Here is a 20537-nt window from a genome sequence, read left to right as displayed (position 1 = left end):
AGCGGACATGTTTTCGTGGCGGTCGGCCGGTGTCCCGATGACCGGGAGAGGAACCGATCACAACCCGCGGGCCGTCCTACCGTGACGGCATCGGTTTTCGACGAGCAGGAGTGAATCATGGGTAACGTCGCGGTGGTACTGGACACCGATGCCATCCGGCTGTTCGCGCAAGCGGCCCGCTCCGACAATCCGGCCTACCGGCTCGCCGACCGGCCCGTCGTGCCCCCGACCTTCCTGCCCGCCGACGGATCCGGAGTGGGGGAGCGGGTCGAGACCGATCACCGGTTCTTCGGTCCGCCGCCGCGCGCCGGTGACCAGCTGACCGCGATCCGCGCGGGCGCCCCCGGCCAGCCCGCTGTCGCCGCCGCGGAATCGCTGACCCGCTACTTCGACCGCACCGGCGGCCTCGTCGCCGAGTCGTGGGCGGCGGCGGAAACCCTTGCGGGCGATCAGGTTTCGCCACAGGCCGCGGCCCTGCTGGCGACCTACGCGACCGACTGGCTCGGCGCCGAGTCGATCCGCCGTTTCCGCACCAGGTCGGTGCGGCCGCTGCCACCCGGCGACGTCATGTCCTGCTCGGGCCAGATCATCCAGAGTTATGTGCAGGACGGCGAATCGCGCGTCGATGTCACCCTGGCCGGCGCCGACGCGTCGGGCAACGTGGTCGTCCGCGCGTGGGCTACCTTCACCGTGACTGTCGACTGATCCAGGAGGTCACCGCCAGATGCGGGGAATCAACCACATCGTGCTGTTCGTCGCGGACCTGGCACGCAGTGTCGCGTTCTACGAGGAGGTGCTCGGGTTCGAGCGGCTGTCCGAGGGTTTCCCCGGCGGCGCGTTCCTCCGGCACCCCGGTTCCGTCAACGATCACGACCTCGGCCTGTTCCAGGCCAGGATGCCGGCGGCGCCCGCCGGGGCGGTCGGCATGTACCACGTCGCGTGGGAAGTCGAAACGCTGTCCGAACTGGCCGCCGTACGCGACCGCTTGACGGAATCCAAGGCACTGACCGGCGCCAACGACCACGGCTCGACCAAGGCCCTCTACGCCCGCGACCCCGACGGCCTCGAGTTCGAGGTGTGCTGGCTCGTCCCCGATGCCCACGTCGAAGACGCCCTCGCCCCCGGCACCGCCATGACCGCACCCCTCGACCTCCCCGCCGAGATCGCCCGCTACGGCGCGTCCACTCCCGGCGGCCCCCGTACCGACCCGCGACTGTGGGCCCGCGTCGCGGCACGCCGTGCCGCGGACAGCTGACCGGGTCCGTCCTACGTCGCCGACTTCGCGCCGATGATCGGTGGGACCGCCCGGTTCTCGGACTGCAGGAGCTGCCCGGCGATGAGGTCGGTGAGATGTTCTCTGGTGGTGTCGAACTCGCCGCGCATCCAGGCGGCGACCAGTTCCAGGACCCCGCTGACCACGCTGTAGGCGATCATGTCGGCGTCGAGTGGGGCGGCGGGTTCGGCAACGAGTTCGCGGCCGACCGCCGACATGGCGCGGGCGATCGCGTGCTGGGTGGTCAGGCGCGCGCCCTGGAGTGCCTCGGTGCTGTGGGCGTTGAGGAGCAGGGCAGGGCGGCGGGGGTCGGCGAGCAGGAAGCCGAGTGACGCGTCGGCCGCCGCGCGCACCTGACTGTGCAGATCCGGGTCGGCGTTGTGGGTGGCGGTGACCACCGCGGCGATGCCGAGGGCGGTGTGCTCCTCGACCAGCGCGGTGAGCAGGGCGTCGCGGTCGGTGAACTGTTCGTAGAAGTAGCGGTCGTTGAGCCGGGCCCGCACGCAGACAGCCCGTTTGGTGACGGCGGGCGCCCCACCCTCGGCGAGCAGCTCGAGCGCGGCGTCGAACAGCGCGCCACGGCGGCGGGATCGGCGTTCGTCCGCCGCCACGCCACCGTAGACGCGCGAGGGCGCCGCGTCATCGGAGTCGTCGTGCATGGCCGCCCTTCCCCTTCGTCGCGAGTCAGCGTAGTCCACCGGCACTCTTGACCAGCCGTCAGTTCTGGTGCACTCTGACACCAGACTAGTTTGTGGTGCCGTCCTGCACCAGAACCAGTGGCTGAACAAAGGAGTTCACCGATGACCTGTCCTGTGCCACACCAGGAATTCCGCTCGGTCGACGTCACCTCGGCGTCCTCGGGCGAAGCCCCGGCCGCATCGCTCACTCGCGCGTCACGCGATCGCGAATCGCGCCGCGCCGTCGCACGATTCGAGAGCGTCGGCGGCTCGGTCCTGTTCGGTTTGTTCGGCGTCGCCCTGTTCGACCAGCCGATGCTGCCCCCGGTCTCGGCCGCGCTAGAGGCCACCGGACGTTCGCGGTATCAACCGTGGGCGCGGGCCGTGCGCACGGCGGCGGCGGATCAGCTGATCTACCACGGCGAAGACGCTGACCGGGACGCCGAGTCGCAGCGCCTGATGCTCCTGCACCGCGACGTCAAAGGCGTCGGCCCAGACGGCGAACGCTATTCGGCGCTCAACCCCCACGCCTGGAACTGGATCCTCTACTCCACCTTCTTCGTCCAGCGCGGCGCCTACCTGGCACTGACCGGCGACACCCCGTCACCGGCCACCGACCAGGCCATCTGGGATCACTATCGCGGCAAGACCCGCGGCCTGCACCTGCCCGGCAACTCGCAACCGATCGCGAACTACGCGGAACTGACCGCCCACTACGACCGCATGATCACCGAACTGCGCGCCACCCCGGCACTGGAAGCGGCCACCACCGCCGTCCGGCGCGCCCCGCGCCCGGACTTCCTGCCCGCTGTCGCCGCCCCACTCTGGTGGCTGAGCGCGCCCGCCCTCGGCCAGGTCGCGATGATCCTCGGCTGCGGCATCATGCACCCCGACGTGCGCGCCAAGATGCCGATCACCTGGACCGCGCGCCACGACCGCCGATTCCGAGTCCTCACCACCGTCTTCCGCGTCGCTTACACCCGGCTCCCCGCCGCGGTCACCGACTCACCGATGGCCCGCAACCGACGCAAATACGAACGCCTGGTCGGCCGATACCGCGAGGTCGGCCTCACCTCGTTCGCACCGGAGCCCACAGCGGCTCGATCCCGGCGGCGCGTGCGCGCCTGACGAGCGGCGGATTCACCCGTTCCGGGTGAGGCTGTCGCCGGCGTTCGCTGGTTACCTCAAACTCGCCGACCGCCCGGACGAGCGGTCCGACGCGAGGAGCGTGCGTGAACTCGTATCCGCCGATCGACGAGCACGGCATCGTCGGCGACCTGCAGACAGCGGCGCTGGTGTCGGCCGAGGGCACGATCGACTGGTGGTGCGCGCCCCGCTTCGACGCGCCGAGCGTGTTCGCCTCGCTGCTCGACAGCGAGAAGGGCGGACACTGTTCGCTCGCCGTCGAACCCACCACCAGCGCGGTGACCATCCGGCAGCTGTACCTGCCGGATACCGCCATCCTGCTGACGCGCTTCTCCGGGCCCGACGGTGTCGGCGAGGTCGCCGACTTCATGGAACCGATCCGCGGCACCGAACCCGCCGACCGGCACCGGCTGGTGCGGGTCGCGCGGGTGGTGCGCGGAAGTTTGACGTTCACCCTCGCGTGCCGCCCCCGGTTCGACTACGCCCGTGCCACGCACACCCTCGATCTGTTCGACGAACGAACCGCCGTCTTCCGTTCTCCCACCGCCGATCTGCACCTGCAGTCCACCGACGCGATCGAGCTGATCGGCGACGGTGTGGACATCACCGCGCGATTCACGTTGTCCGCCGGTGAACGAGCCGCCGTCGTACTGACCACCGCGCCCGCCGACGCGGCTGTCTCGCCGCCGCCCGCGTGGGAATCGATCGCCCACGAATTCGACCGGTGCCGCTTGTTCTGGCAGACCTGGTTGCGCTCGTCCACCTATCGCGGACGCTGGCGCGACATGGTCAACCGCTCCGCGATCACCCTCAAGCTGCTCACCTACGCCCCGAGTGGCGCCCCGATCGCCGCGGCCACCATGGGTCTGCCCGAACAGATCGGTGGCGAACGCAACTGGGACTATCGCTACACCTGGATCCGCGATGCGTCGCTGTCGGTGCGGGCGCTCACCGATCTGGGTTTCACCGAGGAGGCCTATGCCTTCCGGGTCTGGTTGCGCGACCGGGTCGACGCGGGCGCCACCGCCTCCGGCGAGCCCTTGCAGATCATGTACCGGGTCGACGGTGACCCCGAGCTGGCGGAAGTGACCCTGACTCATCTCGAGGGTTACCGGGGTTCGGCGCCGGTGCGGCTCGGCAACGGAGCCGCCGACCAGATCCAGCTCGACATCTACGGCGAGGCCGCCGACGCATTGGCGCAGGCATCCGGAACGGCCGCCATCGCGGGCTGGCGGACGTTCACCGGCCTCATCGATTGGCTCGCCGACAACTGGGACCGCCCCGACGAGGGCATCTGGGAAACCCGCGGCGGTCGTCAGGAATTCACCTACAGCCGATTGATGACCTGGGTGGCCTTCGACCGCAGCATCCGGATGGCGACCGAGCACGCCAGGCCCGCCGACCTGGCCCGCTGGACCGCCGAACGCGACGCGGTCTTCCGTCAGATCATCGACCGGGGCTGGAGCGAGAAGCGCCGAGCGTTCGTCCAGCACTACGCCACCGAGGTCCTCGACGCCTCGCTGCTGCTCATGCCGCGGATGGGATTCCTGTCCCCGCACGACCCGATGTGGCTGAGCACCCTCGACGCGATGGACAAGGAACTGGTCAGCGACAGCCTGGTATATCGATACGACCCCGAAGCCTCACCTGACGGCCTGCGCGGCACCGAGGGCACCTTCAACCTGTGCAGCTTCCACTACGTCGAAGCATTGGCCCGAACGGGCCGTGTCCAACAGGCCCGCTACGCCTTCGACAAGATGCTCACCTACGCCAACCACGTCGGGTTGTTCGCCGAGGAAATAGGCCCCTCCGGCGAACAGCTGGGCAACTTCCCCCAAGCCTTCACCCACCTGGCCCTGATCGCCGCGGCCATCGCCCTCGACGAAGAACTCGACCGCGCCGAATCCCAACCCCCACCGCACTGATCCACTACGCCCCGCCCACGGCTAAGAACCGTAGAGTTATAGTTGCATCATGCAACACCAGGCGGGTGGATGGTCGCCCGAGCTCGTCGCGGTCCACGATGCGCTCACCCAGATCGTCCGGGAGATCATCGCGGGGCGCCCCGTAGCGGAAGGGATTCCTTCGTTCGCGCAGCGGTCGGCGTTGTCGTACATCGAGCGGAATCCGGGCTGTCGTGCCACGGAGCTCGCCGATGCGTTCGGTGTGCATCGCTCGACGGTGTCGCGGCAGTTGCGGACCTGTATCGACGCAGGCTGGGTGCAGCCGGGTGCGGGTTCCCTGCGTGCCGGGTATCCACTGACCTTGACCGCTGCGGGCCGCCGGGCGCACGCGGCCGCGATCGAGCAGGACCTCACCCTGCTCGCTGAGCGCACGAACGACTGGACCGCCCGCGATGTCGCCGAGTTCGCGGATGCGCTGCGGCGATTCCAGCACCCCGACCAGACTCTTGGAGGCGAGCATGCGTGAGTTCACCGCGCCTGCCACATTCACCATTGCCGAGGACGAGACCATCGTCGGCTCGGTCTACGCCCAGGCCGACCAGTTCCCGGAGCGGGTGCTGTTCTCCCGTCCTGCTGGGCAACAGTGGCTCGACGTCACCGCCGAGCAGTTCGCGCACCTGGTGTCCGGGGTCGCGAAAGGCCTGATCGCCAACGGGATTCAGCCCGGCGACCGGGTCGTGCTGCTGTCGGCGACCCGATTCGAGTGGACGTTGCTCGACTTCGCGATCTGGGCCGCGGGCGCGGTCACCGTCCCGGTCTACGATTCGTCCTCGGCCGAGCAGCTGCGCTGGATCCTCGAGGATTCCGGTGCGGCGCTCGCGATCGTGGAGACGGCTCGGCACAAGGACCTGCTCGCGGGTGCACCGGACACGCTGCGACGGACGGTGGTCATCGATGACGATGCCGAAGCCACGCTGATCGCCGACGGCGCTGACCTTCCCGCCGACCGCCTGCGAGAACGGCTCGACGGCCTGCGCGCGGACGCCCTCGCCTCGCTGGTGTACACCTCCGGCACCACCGGCCGTCCCAAAGGCTGCATGCTCACCCACCGCAACTTCCTCTCCGAAGTGCGGGGCATCCTGACCGCCAGCATCGGCGAAGTGGCCCATCCCGGGCAGCGGATGCTGACCTTCCTTCCGCTCGCGCATGTGCTGGCCAGAGCGGTGTCGCTGGCTGCCTTCGAGTCCGGGATGACGCAGGCGCACTGGGCGGACTTCACGACGATCACCGGCCAGTTCACGCGATTCCGCCCGCACACGATCCTCGGCGTACCGCGCGTGTTCGAGAAGGTGCGTGACGGTGCGGAGAAGAAGGCGCGCGAGAGCGGCAAGATCACCGCAGCGGTCTTCCGGTTCGCCGAACAGACCGCGGTCCGGTGGAGTGAGATGCTCGATCACACCGGCGGATTCGCGCAGCGGCCGTCACTGCTCCTGCGCGCGCGGTACGCGCTGTGTGACCGGCTCGTGTACACCCCGCTGCGCGCAGCGCTCGGCGGTGACTGCGAGTTCGTCATCTCCGGCGGCGGAGCGCTGACGCCGCGGCTCGGGCACTTCTTCCGTGGCGTCGGCGTCCCGGTCTACGAAGGCTACGGCCTGACCGAATCCACCGCGGCGCACTGCGTCAACGTGCCGGGGTCGGTGAAAATCGGTTCGGTCGGACAACCGTTGGGCGGCAACGCCGTTCGCATCGCCGACGACGGCGAGATCGAACTGGCCGGCGGTGTGGTGTTCGCCGGGTACTGGCGTAGTGCGAACGCTACCGCCGGTGCGATGCGCGACGGGTGGTTGCGCACGGGCGACCTCGGCGAACTCGACCAGGACGGCTTCCTGTCGATCACCGGCCGCAAGAAGGACCTCCTCGTCACCGCGGGCGGCAAGAACGTCTCACCCGGCCCGATGGAAGATCGCATCCGATCGCACGCGCTGATCTCGCAAGCCGTCGTCGTCGGCGACGGACGCCCGTTCATCACCGCGCTGATCACCGTCGATCCGGCGACCTTCGCGGCATGGAAGACGGCGATCAGCCGCCCGGCCGACACCACGATCGCCGACCTGCGCACGGATCCGGCCCTGCTGGCCGAGGTGCAGCAGGCGATCGACGACGCCAACAGCACCGTCTCCCATGCCGAATCCATCAAGAAGTTCACCATCCTCGACCGCGACCTCACCGAGGAGTCCGGTGAGCTCACCGCCACCCTCAAGGTGAAGCGGCACGTGGTCGCCGAGCGATTCGCCGACGAAATCGACACGATGTACCGACGCTGATCGCCCCCAGGGATTTCGGCCTGCGCGACGACGAGCGCGGGCGTGCGGCCGAAAGCGCGGTCAGCTCCGGAAATCCTCGAAGTCGAAGCCCGGCGCGACTACGCAGCTGACCAGCACCTCCGCGCCACCGCACGGACGGGCGGCCTGCCAGACGCCCGCCGGGACGAGTTGCTGCACGCGGTGGCCCGATTCGATGGCGGGGCCGAGGATCACGGTCTCGGTCGTCGCGGGTGTGTCGCCGTCGCCGCCCAGCGCGAGTTCCAGCGGTCCGCCTCGATGCCACATCCAGAGCTCGTCGGAGCGCACCACATGCCAGATCGACTGTTCGTGCTCGGGCAGAAGGAACAGGATGCCGGTCGCGGCGGCGCGGGTGCCCGGGTAGTCGGTGGGGACGAAAGTATGGGAACTGCGCCAGGTTTCACGAAACCAGCCCCCTTCGGGATGCGGGAGCAGGTCGAGGGTTTCCGCGGTCGTCGGCCGGTGCAGAAGCTCGGTATGGTGGCCCGCCGGGCCGCGCCTGGCCCACCGGACCTCGCCGACGGGAAGGTGCCCGGACGCCGCCCGCGGGGTGAGGACGAGAATCTGTGCGGTGTCGGGCAGCGCATCGGCGACCAGGAGCGCGGACTCGTCATCGGCCGCCCAGGTGGTCCGGTCGTCGTCGACGGGCAACTGACCACCTGCCGACTGCCAGGCGTCGAGTGTGGTGACCAGTCGGGGCTCGGTGTCGATCGCTTCGGGGGCAAGAGGTTCCATGACATCGAGTGTTCACGAAGATCGCGGAATCCACCCGGCCCCCGTCGACCTCAGAGTTGCGATTGCACCTGCGCGGCGATGAGTTCCAGGTGATCGAGATCGGCGAGATCGAGGATCTGCAGGTAGATCCGGCTCGCGCCGATCTCGCGGTAGCGAGCGATCTTGTCGACGACCTCGGCGGGCGATCCGGCCAGACCGTTGTCCTTCAGTTCGTCGACCTCGCGGCCGATCGCGGCGGCCCGGCGCGCCACCTCGGCGTCGGTGCGCCCGACACAGGCGACCAGCGCGTTGGAGTACACCATTTCGTCGGTGCGCCCGGCCGCGCGTACCGCGGCGCGTACCCGGTCGAACTGGGCGGCGCTGTCGGCGATCGAGGCGAACGGCATGTTGAACTCGGTGGCGTAGCGGGCCGCCAGGCGCGGCGTGCGGACCTTGCCGGTGCCGCCGATGATCACCGGCACCGGATCCTGCACCGGCTTGGGCAGGGCGGGGGAGTCGGTGAGCTGATAGTGGGCGCCGTCGAAGCTGAACGTCGCCCCCGGCTTGGTCTCCCACAGCCCGGTGACGATGGCCAGTTGCTCCTCGAGCAGGCTGAACTTGTTGTCCGGGAACGGGATTCCGTAGGCGGCGTGTTCGGCGGCGAACCAGCCGCTGCCCAGACCGAGTTCGACCCGCCCGTTCGACATCTGATCCACCTGGGCGACCTGGATGGCCAGGGGCCCCGGCAGCCGAAAGGTCGCGGCGGTGACCAGGGTGCCGAGGCGGAGGCGGGAGGTGTCCCTGGCCAGCCCGGCCAGGGTGATCCAGGCGTCGGTCGGGCCGGGCAGTCCCGAGGCATCGCCCATGGCCAGGTAGTGGTCGGAACGGAAGAACGCGTCGAAGTCGAGTTCCTCGGCGGCGCGCGCCACCGACAGCAACGTGTCGTAGTCGGCGCCCTGCTGGGGCTCGGTGAAGATGCGGAGGTCCATGCACTTCATCGTGCCCCATGCGAACCAGGCGCGCCGGTCTCCGGCTGTCAGCCGCCCGTGCGACAACTCACCGATGCCCATCGCGGCGTCGCCGTGTGGGACGAGTACGACGACGCGTCCCATCACCGAACCGCCCCAGCTCATCGGCACGCTGACACATCGAGCAATCGAATCAGGCTATCGCACACACAGTTTCGCGCGTCCCATCCAGACGATCCGGGGCGGCGGTGTCACCGCGCGTTCATGGTGCGGGGAATCGGGCTGTCGCCCCAGCGTCTTCCCCCGTGCGCAGGTGGCGTGGCAGGACCGAGGTGGTCCGCACAACAGTTTCGGGCGCGAAGGTCGACTCGACATGACGGATGAGATCGTCCGGGGCGGCGGGCGAGGCGGCGTAGCCGAGGTAGCCGTCGGGGCGGACGATGTAGGCCGCGCCTGCGGCGCAGTGATATCGCCGGGCGAAGTCGCCGTCGCCGTCGCGGATGACCGGCAGGACCGTCGGGTCGACGGTGGCCCCCGGGCTCGCGACGAGGTAGGCGTCGAGGTGGTCGTAGGTCAGTTTCCGAAGCAGGTCGACGTGGCGTTCGATCCCGGCGAGAGCGGCTGCGTCGCCGGTGTTGCCGACGTACCAGAGCAGCGTGTGATCAGGGCCGGCGAGCAGCGGGAAGAGCCGGAAAGGCGACGTCACACCGTCGCGGCTCAGCCCGATCGCGTCCGGGGCGCGGCTGCCCGCGGTGGGAGACGGTGCGCCGGTGGGGGATTCGGTGACGATGGGGCTGTCGCGATAGTCGATCAGGAGCTGCGCCTCCCGGAGCAGAAGGCGTTCGGGGTCCGGTTCGTCGGCGCCGATCCCCTCGCGAGCGTCGCGGACGGTGCGGCTGACCACCTCCTCGCCGATCGGCCTGCGTTCGGCGTCGTAACTGGCCAGCAACGACGGCGCGGCCACCCCCGCGACGGCCAGCGCGAGCTTCCACGCGAGATTCCAGGCGTCCTGGATGCCGGTGTTCATGCCCTGCGCGCCCGTGGGCGGGTGGATGTGGGCGGCGTCGCCCGCGACGAAAACCCTTCCCCGACTGTAGGAATCGACGATGCGATGGCTGATCCGGAAGACCGAGGACCAGCGCAGACGAGAGGCCGTCACGGGTTCGGGCGCCAGCCGGTCGAGCACCGCCTGGATATCGGCCAACCGCGGGCCGGGCCCGGTGCCGAGTCCGTGCTCGACCTTGTCGCCGCCGTCGGCGGGGTCGGTCTGGAGTTGTGGGGGAAGCCGCATCGACACCCGGTAGCGGTGGTGACCGGGCAGCGGGACGCACACCAGCACGTCGTCGGCGCCGCCGTTCGTCTGGTGCGTCGACCGCACGGTGTAGCCGTGCGGCTGTGACCAGTCCAGTTCGACGTCGCCGAGCATGTACTGCTCGGTGAAGGCCGCGCCCTCGAACGTCAGGCCCAGCGCCTTGCGGACAGTGCTGTGCGCGCCGTCGCAGCCGACCAGATACCGTGCCCGCACCGTGCGCTCACCCTCGGGTCCGGCGAGCACGGCATCGACGCCGTCCTCGTCCTGGGTGAACCCGACGAGCCGGACCCCGCGTTCGACACGCGTGCCCAGCGACGCCAGGTGCCTGCGCAGGATCCGCTCGGTCTCGTACTGGGGGAGTCCGAGAAACCCGAACGGAATCTCCGGTGGCAACGCCAGATCCATTCGGCCTGCCTCGGCACCGTTGACGTACCCGAGCTGACCGCGCAACCGGATCCCGGCGTCGAGTACCTCGCGCAGGATGCCCATCGCCTCGAACAGTTCCAGCGTGCGGGGCTGGATGCCGACCGCTTTCGCGTACTGCGGCGGATCGGATTGCGCGTCGATGATCCGGCACCGCACACCGCGCCGGACCACCTCGACAGCGGCCGCCGAGCCCACCGGACCTGCGCCGACGATCAGAACATCGGTATCGAACATGCGACATCACCTCACACTGGAAGCCCCCGCCTCATGTTGTCCGCTGATCGTACGCCTGACGCCGACCAGCGGAATCCCCCGAATCAACGGGTCGAGGGGCATGGGTAGGTGGCGAAGCCCCGGATCGGCGATAGCTGTGACGCGCGGATGGTCAGCCGACGGCGGTCACGCGGCGGGCGAGCGGAAGGTCGATCGTTCGAACTCGCGGTGGCGCACCGCGTGGACGAACGCGGTGTATTCGAGGTGGTCGAAGAACAGCCTGGCGGTGCCGACCGAGGCTCTGCATTCCGGCGTGGCGCTGAATTCGTAGAGGCCGTCGGATCTTTGCTGGATTGTCAGCGCGCCGCGCAGGCGCGCACCTGCTCGTATCGCGTCTTGGACGGCCTCGAACTGGTAGTGGTCGAGGGTCAGGCATTGGTCGGGCGGGACGGGTTGTGCCGCGGTGTCGACCGGGCCGGCGAGTTTGTCGTCCCAGAGCAGGGTGCGGTGGTTGTCGCGGTAGACCATCACGCACGCCTGCTGTGGGGAACTGGCCGCCGCTTTACGGAAATGGGCAGCGGTCGGTGTCGGCGACGACATGGCGGATCCTTTCGAACAGCGCTGTCGGCGGGTGCCGGCAGCGCTGTCACACGCTAGGGGAGACTGCCGATAGCGGCGAAATTGCAGGGGCGGGCGTAGTCGTCGTGGTCGATCGGCTCGTCCAGGCGCCAATCGGTGGCGTAGGTGATGCCGGGGTCGGTGATGGTCCACCCGTCGAAGAAGGTCTGGAACTGCGCACGGGTACGCAGGGTGACCGGTGTGCTGGCATCGGTGAACACCGCGGCACCGGCGGCGACCTGTGCTTTTATCTCCGGCCCCGCGTCCTCGAGGGACACATGCGTCATCGCGATGTGGCTACCGGGTGCGAGAGCATCGCGCAGTTGCGCGAGGATCTTGCCGGGTTCGCTGGCGTCGGTGATCCATGGCAGCACCGAAACCAGCAGCAGCCCAACGGGTTCGGTGAAGTCGATCAGGCGTCGGGTGTCGGGGTGGGCGAGGATGCGCGCGGGCTCGCGCAGATCGGCGTCGACCATCGTGGCGCTGTCGGTGACGCCTTGTTCGCGCAGCAGATCGCGGGCGCGGTTGATCGCTTCTTCGTCGTTGTCGACATACACGACGCGGGAGTCGGGCGCCACCTCGTGCGTGTTGCCGCCGGTCGGCAGGCCGGATCCGATATCGAGGAACTGGCGAATTCCGGTGTCGGCCATGTAGCGAACGGCGCGGCCGAGAAACCGGCGATTGTGCTGGGCCCACCTCGGATAGAAGGGGATATCGGCGTAGAGCCGCTGAATGAACGGCAGATCCGATTCGAAGATCACCTCGCCGGTGATCATGTGGTGATAGATGCGGGCGGAGCTGGGTTTGTTGGTGTCGATCGGACGGGGCTCGAAGTCACTGTCGGACATCGTGTTTCCTCTACGGTTGAGGTGGGGGTCTATTGCTGGATGGTCGGTCGGCTGCGGAGGCCGCGGACGAGGTGTTCCATGAACTTGCGGGAGTCGTGTGGGCTCAACGCGGTCATCGTCAGGCGGTTGAAGATCTTGTCGCGGATCCCGACCGCGGGTTTGTCGTCGATGTAGCGGATCTCACCCTGGGTTTCGACGACGGCCATCTCGAGATCGCCCGCGGCTCCAGGGGAGGGCACGCGAACCAGGATGTAGCGGTCCTCCATGCCCGCGCCGGGGGCTTGGTGGGTGAAGGGCATGACCTGGATCTGGATGTTGGGGCGGGTGGACAGCTCGAGCAGATGGGTGAGCTGGGCGAGCATCACCGCGTCTCCGCCGTAGGTGCGGCGCAGGCAGGACTCGGACAGGATCGCGTGGAACTCGGGTGCTCCCCGCGCGAGCAGGATTCGCTGACGTGCGATTCGGGCTCGGACGTAGTCGTCGACGGTGACCGCGTCGGGATCGTCGGGGTCGGGTTCGAGGGGTTCGTGTAGCGCGCGGATGTAGCTCTCGTGCTGGAGCAGACCGGGAACGATCTCGGCGGCGGTCTCGCGGAGTCGATCCGCGACCGCCTCGAGGTCGACGAGCAGGCGTAGCTCCTCGATGTAGGCGCGGCGGTAGCTGGAGTTCCAGAATCCGCGGCGGTGGCTGTCCTCGCGGAGATCGAGCAGGATCGCGATGTAGTCCTCGTCGGCGACGCCGAGCTGTCTGACCAGCTCGTCGAGTGCCTGGGCGCTCAGATTGCCGGTGCCGCCGATCACCGCCGCGATGCGCGACTGGCTGACCCCGATCAGCTTTCCCGCGTCGGCCTGGGTAGTGCGAGACCGGCGCAGCAGCGCATCGATCTCTCGACCTAGCAGCACTTTTCGTGCGGTTCGTGCCATGGATCCCACCGTATCGGGCTGCGGGGCGGCGGATGCTGCCTGTTTCGCAATCCTGATTATCAGGTTAGATTATCAACCACGATTATTTGGCGAACAAGTCGGAGGGTGTGTCCGAACTGCGACATACCTTGCGGCGCAAGAAGAGTGGGGCCCACTCATGGACGTCACCGACTCCGACGCCCTGCGCGGCCTTCCCGATGCCGGGGCCGCGAACAGCTGGGGACAGCGACTTCGGACCTATCGCCGCGCTCGATTAGGGCTCAGCCGTGGAGATTTCGCCGAGTTGATCAACGATCGAGCTCGCCGGGACCGCGTCAACGTCGCGTGTTCGGAACGCCACATCGCACGCTGGGAACTCGGTGAGGTCCGCAGGCCGAGCAAGTCCTACCGTGCCTTGCTGGCCGCGCTCGGCGCACCGGTGCCTGAGATCGAATCGGCCCCTGACCTGAAGGCCGGGTTCGCCGGCGACGTGGTGTCACGCTCTCCAGGGTTCCCCACTGCCGGTACCCGTCGCGGCGCGGATGCGACCCTGCTGGAGGCGCTGGCGACCGCGGTCGTCGGTTCCGCCGACATCCTGACGCCGTGGTTGCCATCCCTGGACGTTTCCGGGATAGCCTGCGACACAGGGCAACTCGATCTCGAGGCGGTGCGAAGCACAACTGCGGGATTACGTCAACGCGATCAGCGACACGGTGGCGGCTCGATCGCCCGCACGGCCGTCGACCTCCTGAGATCGACCACCGCGCTGCTGGCCGGATACCGCGGACACACGACGCTCGCGCACGCACTTCTGGTCGCCACCGCCGACCTGGCCCGGCTGATCGGCTGGGCCTACCACGACATCGGTGATCAGCATCGCGCCCGCCAATACGCGACGATGGCCTTGGTTTCCGCGCGGCGAGCGGGCGCGGACAGTCTGGTCGCGTCGACGCTCTACGTCCTGGGGCGGATCAGCTTGATCGAACGCGACCCACGCGCCGCGCTGCGCATGTTCCAACTCGGGCAGCTACCGGCCCAAGACGCAACCGGCAGTGGGGAATCCGCGCGCCTGTACGCCAATGAGGCCTGGGCGCACGCCATGATGGGCGACGAGGGCCGGATGCGGACCGCGCTCGCCCGCGCCGAAGACGAGACCACCAGGGTCGCCGACACCGTCGACCCGTGGACCCGGGTGTTCTTCACCCCCGGCGAGTTCACCGGAATGCAATCGGTGATCTACAACGAGTACGCCCTGACCACCCGCGGACAGACCGCCGAGCACTACACGGCCCGCGCCGTCGACGCCGCTCGCGCTTCGCTGGCCGCGTCGACACCCCGGCGACCGGCCCGCAGCGTGCTGTTCGACAACATCACGATCGCCACCGGCGCTTTCCGGCTCGGTCAGATCGACGACGCGGTCTCGTTTGCGACGGCTTCCCTGGAAATGACCGGCCAGGTCGACAGCGGACGAGTAGGCGACCGGCTGGGACAGCTGGTGCACGCCGCGACCCTCGCGTCCTCGCGATCCGACGTTCGCGACATCTGCCAGGGAATCCGGAGTGCGGTCCGTACCGCACGCAACACTGCGCGTCCGATGACCGAACACCGCCTCGCGACCGCGTAGCAACAGCGAACGCGACCTGACGATGTCGTTCCCGCACCGCGATATTTATGACATGCCCTGTCGAATGTCATTGTCGCGGAGATTGTTCGGCGCTGTAATCGGTGCATGACTACGACGATGCCGAGACGTGGCCATCGGGCAATGGGCGGACGCCCGTGAGCAAGGTATGTGTAGCAGTGACGCACGCAGGCGGCTTCGCCGCGAAGGCTGACAGCCGCGCTGTGGAGGACACGCGCGTACGGACGGTGGAGGGATTGCTGGAGGCCCGTCAGTTACTGCTCGCCGTTGCCGGGAATCTGCAGGGTGGTTCCCCGTTGATCGGATGGGCACGCGAGCTGGCGGATCTGCACGCGACCCTGTTCACCGCATCGGTGTCGACCACCCGTCGACCCGCCGACTTCGACGCCACCGCCACCGCTGGCCGGATCCACGCGCTCATCGGCCTGATCGACGAGTGGTCGGCCTGCCACCTTCCTCGCCCCACCTCGGGCCGCCGCCACACCCATTCCCTCGGCGAGGTGATCAGCCACGTGGCAGACACCTACACCCACGTGCAGTGGACGCTGCGCCACACCAAGGGCGCCGAACACCAGCACCACGCCGCGCTGCGCTTCGCGCAAGTCCAGGAAGGCTATGCCGATCTGGTCGAGGAGATTCGAGCCTTGCGCGTCGCACTACCGCTGGGCCGGGGCAACCAGCTCGCCCCATAACGCGACGCTTTCAGGCGCGCGTTGTTCCAGCGGCGCTGCTACGGGCAGTGAGGTATTCGCGGACGGCGTCGACGGCGCGGACCGCGCTCTCGGCGGCGGCCTCCATCGTCGAGGGCATGCCGGTGTCGGTCACGTCGTCCCCGTTTCTCGACGAGGGTCACCCGGTGACCGGCTTCGGCGAGCCAGACCGCCGTGGCCAAGCCGGCCAGGCCTGCGCCCGCGACCAGGATGTGCGCGGATTCCTGCTGCCCCAACGGGACCTCCGGACATTCCGCCCCGCGGGCCACGATCACGGCCTCGTCAGCGCGGCGTATCGGGCGAGGTGGTAGTCGGTGGATCCGAATTCGTGCTCGATCGCGGTGAGTCGCTTGAAATAGTGGCCGATAGCGAGTTCCTCGGTCATTCCCATGGCGCCGTGCAGTTGTACCGAGCTCTGGCCGATGAATCGAGCGGCACGGCTGACGGTGACCTTGGCCGCCGATATCGCCCGCGCCCGGTCGGCCGGTGCCGCGTTCACCGAGCGAATCGCCAAATACACTGCGGCGATTGACTGTTCGAGCTCCATGTACATATCGACCATGCGGTGCTGCAACACTTGGAAGCTTCCGATCGGCTGCCCGAATTGCCGACGTTGCTTGGCGTATTCGACGGTATCCGCCAAGACCTTTCGCATACACCCGACCGCTTCCGCGGCGATGGCCGCGATAGCGTCAGCCACGGTCGCCTCGATCGACGGCCATGCGTTGCCCGCCGTGCCGAGCAATGCGGCGGCGGGCAATCGGAATGCGGTGAAGGTGATATCGGAACCGACCCGATCGTCGATCGTCCGGTAGGAGTTGATTTCCACTCCGGCGGGCGGATTCTTCGCATCGAATTCGGTGAGGAACAACGAGATACCGGATTCGTCGCGCCGATCTCCCGAAGTGCGCGCGCTGATTATCAGGTGAGTCGCCAACGGCGCGCTGGTCACGACGGTTTTGCTGCCGTCGATCACCCACGAATCACCCTCGCGGCGCGCGGTCGTCGAAAGATCGTGCAGGGTGTGACCCGATGTCGGCTCCACGGCGGCGAATGCGGTGCGCGCCGTACCGGCCACGATCTGCCGTAGCAGTGCCTCGGCCGCCGCGCCACCGGCGCGTTTGAGCAGGCCGGCCCCGACGATGACGGTGTCGACATACGGTTCGACAACGAGCGAGTGCCCGAGTTCCTCGGCGATGATCATCATCTCGATCGGTCCACCGCCCATACCGCCGACATCCTCGGGCAAGGTCGCACCGAGAATCCCCAACTCCTCGGCGAAACCGCGCCACACAGCGGGCTGCCACCCCGCCTCGGACTTGACCGCACGACGACTCTTCTCCAGGTCGTAACGGGCACCGAGGAATCCGGCCACCGCCTCGCGGAGGAGTTCCTGTTCTGTGGTGAAGGTGAAGTCCATCAGAGCCCCAATGCTGCCTTGGCAAGAATATTTCGCTGAATCTCGTTGCTGCCCGCGTAGATCGAGCCCGCCCGGTCATTGAAGTAGCGCAGTGGTGCGACGGCCTGCCATTCCTCGCCGCTGCGGTAACCATCAGCCGGTGGGTGGAATTCGGCGATCGGCCCGCCAGGTTTCGTAGCATGCGGTTGATAGACCCGACCGCGCGGACCTGCTGCCTCGAGCGCCAATTCGGTGATCTTCTGACTCAATTCGGTGGCCAGGATCTTGAGCATCGAAGAGGCGGGTCCGGGGTTCTTGCCCTGCGCCAGCACCGAAAGTGTTCGGTACTCGAGGATCTCGAGTACTTCGGTGCGAATACGCGCCTCGGCCAGCTTCGCCGCGAAGGCGGCGTCCTCGATCAGCGGATTGCCGTCCGGGCCGGTCTGCCCGGCTGCCGCGGTAGCGACTTGCTGGGCCATGACCTGCAACATCGGCGACAGTGCGCCACCTCGTTCGTGGACGAGCAGATATTTCGCCACGGTCCAGCCGTCGTCGATCTGGCCGAGCACATTACTTTTCGGCACCCGGACGTTGTCGAAGAAGACCTGGTTCTGTACCTGCTCGCCGGAGGTCATCACCAGTGGGCGGATCTCGATCCCCGGCGACGTCATATCGATGAGCAGGAAAGTGATGCCCTGCTGCTTCTTACCGGCGCGCGAGGTACGGACCAAGCAGAAGATCCAATTCGCCGCCGTCGCATGGGTGGTCCAGATCTTGCTGCCGGTGCACACGAAATCGTCACCGTCGTCGACGGCCGCCATAGTCAGCGATGCCAGATCCGACCCGGCTTCAGGCTCCGAATATCCCTGGCAGAAGAACACCTCACCGGTGAGGATCCGCGGCAGGTAGTACGCCTGCTGTTCAGCCGTCCCGAACGCGGTGATCGCGGGCGCGACCATTCTGATGCCCATCGGCGACAGCGCGGGCGCACCGGCCTGCGTCAACTCCCGGCCGAAGATGTAATGCTGGGTCAGACTCCAGTCGCAGCCGCCGTGGGCGACCGGCCACTCTGGTGCCGCCCAGCCGCGCTCGTGCAGAATGCGCTGCCACTTCATGCTGGCATCGTGATCCGGATACACGCTTGTCGCCAAGTGCCCGGCGCGCCGGAGTTCGGGTGTCAGCTTCTCGTCGAGGAAAGCGCGAACCTCGTCTCTGAAGGCTAGATCGGCCGCTGACCAGTCGTAATCCATCAGCCCTCCCGGAGGGATGTGCGTCGATGCATCCGCGGGAACCTACGGGCGCTTGAGACACAAGGTACTTCTGTCTCAGCAGGGGATCAACAGGCAGTACATGGAATCGCGGGTAACATATGTGGCCGAGGGTGAGGGTGTGCTGCCGCGGAACGTTGCTCCTTCGACGGCGATGGGATGTCGGGCGGGCGATCAACCCCGCTCGGTGGTGGTACCGCAGGGTGGTAAGCCGAACTCTGGTCGAACTGTCACATTCGGGGTGTCATCAGCCGTGAATACGGTGTCGTGGCACCGATGAGTCGTAGAGTTCACGAACCTGAACCGTATAGCGGCAGCCCGAGTCGACCACCCGCGCGATTGTTCTGCGGGCGACGTGGATTCGCTTGTATCGCTGGACCACGGTTCGACAATGATTGACAGCCACCGGTGGATAGTCGGTCCAACCGCAGGGGAACACATGACGTCGAGCAGTCCACCGCCCAATGATCCCGCCGCGGGCACCGAGCGCGGTCAACATCGCGGCGCCGATGCCGTGTCGCCGCGCGGCGGGCTCGGATTCGGTGGGGCAGTGGGCGCGTTGATCCTGGTGTGGCTGTCGCTGACGCCCTCACTGTTGCCCCGCGGGCCGCTGTTCCAAGGCGTCGTCACCGGCGCGGCCGCGGCCATCGGCTACGGACTCGGTCTCGCGGCCGCCGCACTGCTCGGGTGGGTGCTGCAACGGCGGCTGGGCCCCGCACCGGCGATTCTGCGCTGGGGGTTGGTAGTTGTCGCCGCTGTCGGCTCGGTCGCGGTGCTGGCCTGGTACGCCGAGTGGCAGAGCGAACTGCGCACGCTCATGGGGGTGGGCGGTCTGCCGTGGCACGCCTACCCGATCATCGTGGCCATCGCCGCGGTGGTCTTCCTGGTATTGCTCGTGCTGGCGCGGCTGTGCGCGGCGATGTCGCGTGGCGTCGGTGGTCTGCTCGGGCGTGTGCTGCCGCGCCGGGTCGCGGCCTTGCTCGGCGGTGTCGTCGTGGCCGTTGTCGCGATCGCCGCACTCAACGGAGTGGTGGCCGAGGTGGCCATGTCGGTACTCAACACGACATTCGAAGCCGTCAACGACGAGAACTCCGCCGATACACCAGAACCCGTCGTCCCAGAGCGATCCGGTGGTCCCGGATCGTTGGTGAGCTGGGACTCCCACGGCAGACAGGGCCGGATCTTTGTTGCCAACGGTCCCACCGCCGCCGATCTGACCGCGTTCAACGGCACACCGGCGCGTGAGCCGATCCGCGTGTACACCGGTCTGAACTCCGCCGAGGACATCCGGGCCGAGGCCGATCTCGCGGTGGCCGAGCTGCGGCGAGCCGGCGGCTTCGACCGCGCGGTTCTCGGCGTGGCAACCACCACCGGCACCGGATGGATCAACGAGTCAACCGCAGGCGCACTGGAATATCTGGCCAACGGCGACAGCGCGCTGGTGAGCATGCAGTACTCGTTTCTGCCGAGTTGGTTGTCCTTCGTCGTCGACCAGGAACGCGCCCGCCAGGCCGGTCAAGCGCTGTTCGAAGCGGTGCACGCCGCATGGGACACCCTGCCCGCCGATCAACGGCCGAAGCTGGTCGTCTTCGGTGAGAGCCTCGGCTCCTTCGGCGGTGAGGCCGCGTTCTCCAGCGTTCAGGACATGGCGGCCCGCACCGACGGCGCCCTGTTCGTCGGTCCCACCGCCACCAATCCGGTGTGGCGCGACGCCACCGCGCGCCGCGACCCCGGGTCGCCGCAATGGCTGCCGATCTACCGCGACGGACACACGGTCCGATTCATCGCGGACGCTCCCGATCTGGCTCGGCCCGGCACACCGTGGACCGGCTCGCGAGTGGTCTACCTACAGCACGCGTCCGATCCGATCACCTGGTGGACACCACAACTGCTCTTCCAGAAACCGGACTGGCTCGACGAGCAGCGCGGGCCCGACGTGCTGAGCAGCACCCGCTGGATCCCGGTCGTGACCTTCCTCCAGGTTTCGGCCGACATGGCCGTATCGATCGATGTTCCAGACGGACACGGACATGCCTTCCGCGCCGACATCGCCGACGCCTGGGCGGCCATCCTGTCGCCGGCCGACTGGACCGGGTCCGATACGGAGCGCCTGCGCGCCGTTCTGCGGGGCGAGTAGCCGTACTCTGTTGAGTGCCTGCATATTTGGCGACCGTA

The 20537-nt window shown here is 67.9% G+C and carries 19 protein-coding genes and 1 pseudogene; 9 read left to right on the top strand and 11 right to left on the bottom strand.

Annotated elements, in window-relative coordinates; genetic code table 11:
- The first annotated feature begins 117 nt into the window (after positions 1 to 117).
- Positions 118 to 705, top strand: a complete 588-nt coding sequence (locus ACWZHB_RS14160) for a hotdog family protein (protein ID WP_427908400.1) — start codon at positions 118 to 120, stop codon at positions 703 to 705.
- A gap of 19 nt (positions 706 to 724) precedes the next feature.
- Positions 725 to 1255, top strand: a complete 531-nt coding sequence (locus tag ACWZHB_RS14155) for a VOC family protein (RefSeq protein WP_427908399.1) — start codon at positions 725 to 727, stop codon at positions 1253 to 1255.
- Between the two features lie 11 nt (positions 1256 to 1266).
- Here the strand turns inward: ACWZHB_RS14155 and ACWZHB_RS14150 are convergent, their stop codons facing one another.
- Positions 1267 to 1932 (bottom strand): TetR/AcrR family transcriptional regulator, encoded by a 666-nt coding sequence (locus tag ACWZHB_RS14150; protein WP_427908398.1) that lies wholly within the window; start codon positions 1930 to 1932, stop codon positions 1267 to 1269.
- Between the two features lie 141 nt (positions 1933 to 2073).
- Between ACWZHB_RS14150 and ACWZHB_RS14145 the strand changes: the two genes are divergently transcribed.
- From ACWZHB_RS14145 to ACWZHB_RS14130, 4 genes are all read left to right on the top strand, one after another.
- Complete coding sequence (locus tag ACWZHB_RS14145) at positions 2074 to 3078, top strand: oxygenase MpaB family protein (RefSeq protein WP_427908397.1); 1005 nt, start codon at positions 2074 to 2076, stop codon at positions 3076 to 3078.
- Positions 3079 to 3182: 104 nt separating this feature from the next.
- A complete protein-coding gene (locus ACWZHB_RS14140) occupies positions 3183 to 5021 on the top strand; it encodes a glycoside hydrolase family 15 protein (protein ID WP_427908396.1) in 1839 nt (612 codons plus the stop codon).
- A 49-nt stretch (positions 5022 to 5070) separates the two neighbouring features.
- Positions 5071 to 5526, top strand: a complete 456-nt coding sequence (locus ACWZHB_RS14135) for a MarR family winged helix-turn-helix transcriptional regulator (RefSeq protein WP_427908395.1) — start codon at positions 5071 to 5073, stop codon at positions 5524 to 5526.
- The gene (locus tag ACWZHB_RS14130; RefSeq protein WP_427908394.1) at positions 5519 to 7324 is read left to right on the top strand and encodes an AMP-dependent synthetase/ligase; all 1806 of its coding nucleotides are present in this window, start codon (positions 5519 to 5521) and stop codon (positions 7322 to 7324) included. The genes ACWZHB_RS14135 and ACWZHB_RS14130 overlap by 8 nt, the downstream gene beginning before the upstream one ends.
- 60 nt (positions 7325 to 7384) lie before the next feature.
- Here ACWZHB_RS14130 and ACWZHB_RS14125 read toward each other — a convergent pair whose 3' ends face one another.
- From ACWZHB_RS14125 to ACWZHB_RS14100, 6 genes are all read right to left on the bottom strand, one after another.
- On the bottom strand, positions 7385 to 7810 hold the full coding sequence (locus ACWZHB_RS14125) for a cupin domain-containing protein (RefSeq protein ID WP_427909164.1): 426 nt from the start codon (positions 7808 to 7810) through the stop codon (positions 7385 to 7387).
- Between the two features lie 317 nt (positions 7811 to 8127).
- On the bottom strand, positions 8128 to 9045 hold the full coding sequence (locus ACWZHB_RS14120) for an LLM class F420-dependent oxidoreductase (RefSeq protein WP_427909163.1): 918 nt from the start codon (positions 9043 to 9045) through the stop codon (positions 8128 to 8130).
- A 241-nt stretch (positions 9046 to 9286) separates the two neighbouring features.
- Positions 9287 to 10996 carry an FAD-dependent monooxygenase gene (locus ACWZHB_RS14115; protein ID WP_427908393.1) on the bottom strand — a complete coding sequence of 570 codons (1710 nt, stop codon included), beginning with the start codon at positions 10994 to 10996 and terminating at the stop codon, positions 9287 to 9289.
- 165 nt (positions 10997 to 11161) lie between these two features.
- Entirely contained in the window at positions 11162 to 11575 is a 414-nt protein-coding gene (locus tag ACWZHB_RS14110) for a hypothetical protein (protein WP_427908392.1), read from the bottom strand.
- 53 nt (positions 11576 to 11628) lie between these two features.
- Positions 11629 to 12441: an SAM-dependent methyltransferase gene (locus tag ACWZHB_RS14105; protein ID WP_427908391.1), complete on the bottom strand. Its 813-nt coding sequence runs from the start codon at positions 12439 to 12441 to the stop codon at positions 11629 to 11631.
- 29 nt (positions 12442 to 12470) lie between these two features.
- The gene (locus ACWZHB_RS14100; protein WP_427908390.1) at positions 12471 to 13364 is read right to left on the bottom strand and encodes a helix-turn-helix domain-containing protein; all 894 of its coding nucleotides are present in this window, start codon (positions 13362 to 13364) and stop codon (positions 12471 to 12473) included.
- Positions 13365 to 13521: 157 nt separating this feature from the next.
- Between ACWZHB_RS14100 and ACWZHB_RS14095 the strand changes: the two genes are divergently transcribed.
- Together ACWZHB_RS14095 and ACWZHB_RS14090 are read left to right on the top strand one after the other, a co-directional pair.
- The gene (locus ACWZHB_RS14095) at positions 13522 to 14967 is read left to right on the top strand and encodes a helix-turn-helix domain-containing protein (RefSeq protein WP_427908389.1); all 1446 of its coding nucleotides are present in this window, start codon (positions 13522 to 13524) and stop codon (positions 14965 to 14967) included.
- 176 nt (positions 14968 to 15143) lie between these two features.
- Positions 15144 to 15677, top strand: coding sequence for a hypothetical protein (locus ACWZHB_RS14090; protein ID WP_427908388.1), 534 nt, complete (start codon positions 15144 to 15146; stop codon positions 15675 to 15677).
- Positions 15678 to 15687: 10 nt separating this feature from the next.
- Here ACWZHB_RS14090 and ACWZHB_RS14085 read toward each other — a convergent pair whose 3' ends face one another.
- From ACWZHB_RS14085 to ACWZHB_RS14070, 4 genes and pseudogenes are all read right to left on the bottom strand, one after another.
- Positions 15688 to 15810 (bottom strand): hypothetical protein, encoded by a 123-nt coding sequence (locus ACWZHB_RS14085; RefSeq protein ID WP_427909401.1) that lies wholly within the window; start codon positions 15808 to 15810, stop codon positions 15688 to 15690.
- Between the two features lie 4 nt (positions 15811 to 15814).
- Positions 15815 to 15904: pseudogene (locus tag ACWZHB_RS14080) on the bottom strand (FAD-dependent oxidoreductase); the annotation flags it as partial.
- Positions 15905 to 15966: 62 nt separating this feature from the next.
- Positions 15967 to 17115 (bottom strand): acyl-CoA dehydrogenase family protein, encoded by a 1149-nt coding sequence (locus tag ACWZHB_RS14075; protein ID WP_427908387.1) that lies wholly within the window; start codon positions 17113 to 17115, stop codon positions 15967 to 15969.
- Complete coding sequence (locus tag ACWZHB_RS14070) at positions 17115 to 18344, bottom strand: acyl-CoA dehydrogenase family protein (RefSeq protein ID WP_427908386.1); 1230 nt, start codon at positions 18342 to 18344, stop codon at positions 17115 to 17117. Before ACWZHB_RS14070 ends, ACWZHB_RS14075 begins: the two co-directional genes overlap by 1 nt.
- Before the next feature lie 457 nt (positions 18345 to 18801).
- On the opposite strand from ACWZHB_RS14070, the gene ACWZHB_RS14065 reads away from it, so the two are divergent.
- Positions 18802 to 20499, top strand: a complete 1698-nt coding sequence (locus ACWZHB_RS14065; RefSeq protein ID WP_427908385.1) for an alpha/beta hydrolase — start codon at positions 18802 to 18804, stop codon at positions 20497 to 20499.
- The last annotated feature ends 38 nt before the right edge of the window (positions 20500 to 20537 follow it).

It is taken from the genome of Nocardia sp. FBN12, assembly GCF_054031145.1.
This window is presented reverse-complemented; position numbering and strand designations above follow the sequence as displayed.

Coding starts and splice junctions, on each gene's coding strand:
- ACWZHB_RS14160 (WP_427908400.1), top strand. CDS start 118: ATGGGTAACGTCGCGGTGGTACTGGACACCGATGCCATCCGGCTGTTC.
- ACWZHB_RS14155 (WP_427908399.1), top strand. CDS start 725: ATGCGGGGAATCAACCACATCGTGCTGTTCGTCGCGGACCTGGCACGC.
- ACWZHB_RS14150 (WP_427908398.1), bottom strand. CDS start 1,932: ATGCACGACGACTCCGATGACGCGGCGCCCTCGCGCGTCTACGGTGGC.
- ACWZHB_RS14145 (WP_427908397.1), top strand. CDS start 2,074: ATGACCTGTCCTGTGCCACACCAGGAATTCCGCTCGGTCGACGTCACC.
- ACWZHB_RS14135 (WP_427908395.1), top strand. CDS start 5,071: ATGCAACACCAGGCGGGTGGATGGTCGCCCGAGCTCGTCGCGGTCCAC.
- ACWZHB_RS14130 (WP_427908394.1), top strand. CDS start 5,519: ATGCGTGAGTTCACCGCGCCTGCCACATTCACCATTGCCGAGGACGAG.
- ACWZHB_RS14120 (WP_427909163.1), bottom strand. CDS start 9,045: ATGGACCTCCGCATCTTCACCGAGCCCCAGCAGGGCGCCGACTACGAC.
- ACWZHB_RS14115 (WP_427908393.1), bottom strand. CDS start 10,996: ATGTTCGATACCGATGTTCTGATCGTCGGCGCAGGTCCGGTGGGCTCG.
- ACWZHB_RS14110 (WP_427908392.1), bottom strand. CDS start 11,575: ATGTCGTCGCCGACACCGACCGCTGCCCATTTCCGTAAAGCGGCGGCC.
- ACWZHB_RS14105 (WP_427908391.1), bottom strand. CDS start 12,441: ATGTCCGACAGTGACTTCGAGCCCCGTCCGATCGACACCAACAAACCC.
- ACWZHB_RS14100 (WP_427908390.1), bottom strand. CDS start 13,364: ATGGCACGAACCGCACGAAAAGTGCTGCTAGGTCGAGAGATCGATGCG.
- ACWZHB_RS14095 (WP_427908389.1), top strand. CDS start 13,522: ATGGACGTCACCGACTCCGACGCCCTGCGCGGCCTTCCCGATGCCGGG.
- ACWZHB_RS14075 (WP_427908387.1), bottom strand. CDS start 17,115: ATGGACTTCACCTTCACCACAGAACAGGAACTCCTCCGCGAGGCGGTG.
- ACWZHB_RS14070 (WP_427908386.1), bottom strand. CDS start 18,344: ATGGATTACGACTGGTCAGCGGCCGATCTAGCCTTCAGAGACGAGGTT.
- ACWZHB_RS14065 (WP_427908385.1), top strand. CDS start 18,802: ATGACGTCGAGCAGTCCACCGCCCAATGATCCCGCCGCGGGCACCGAG.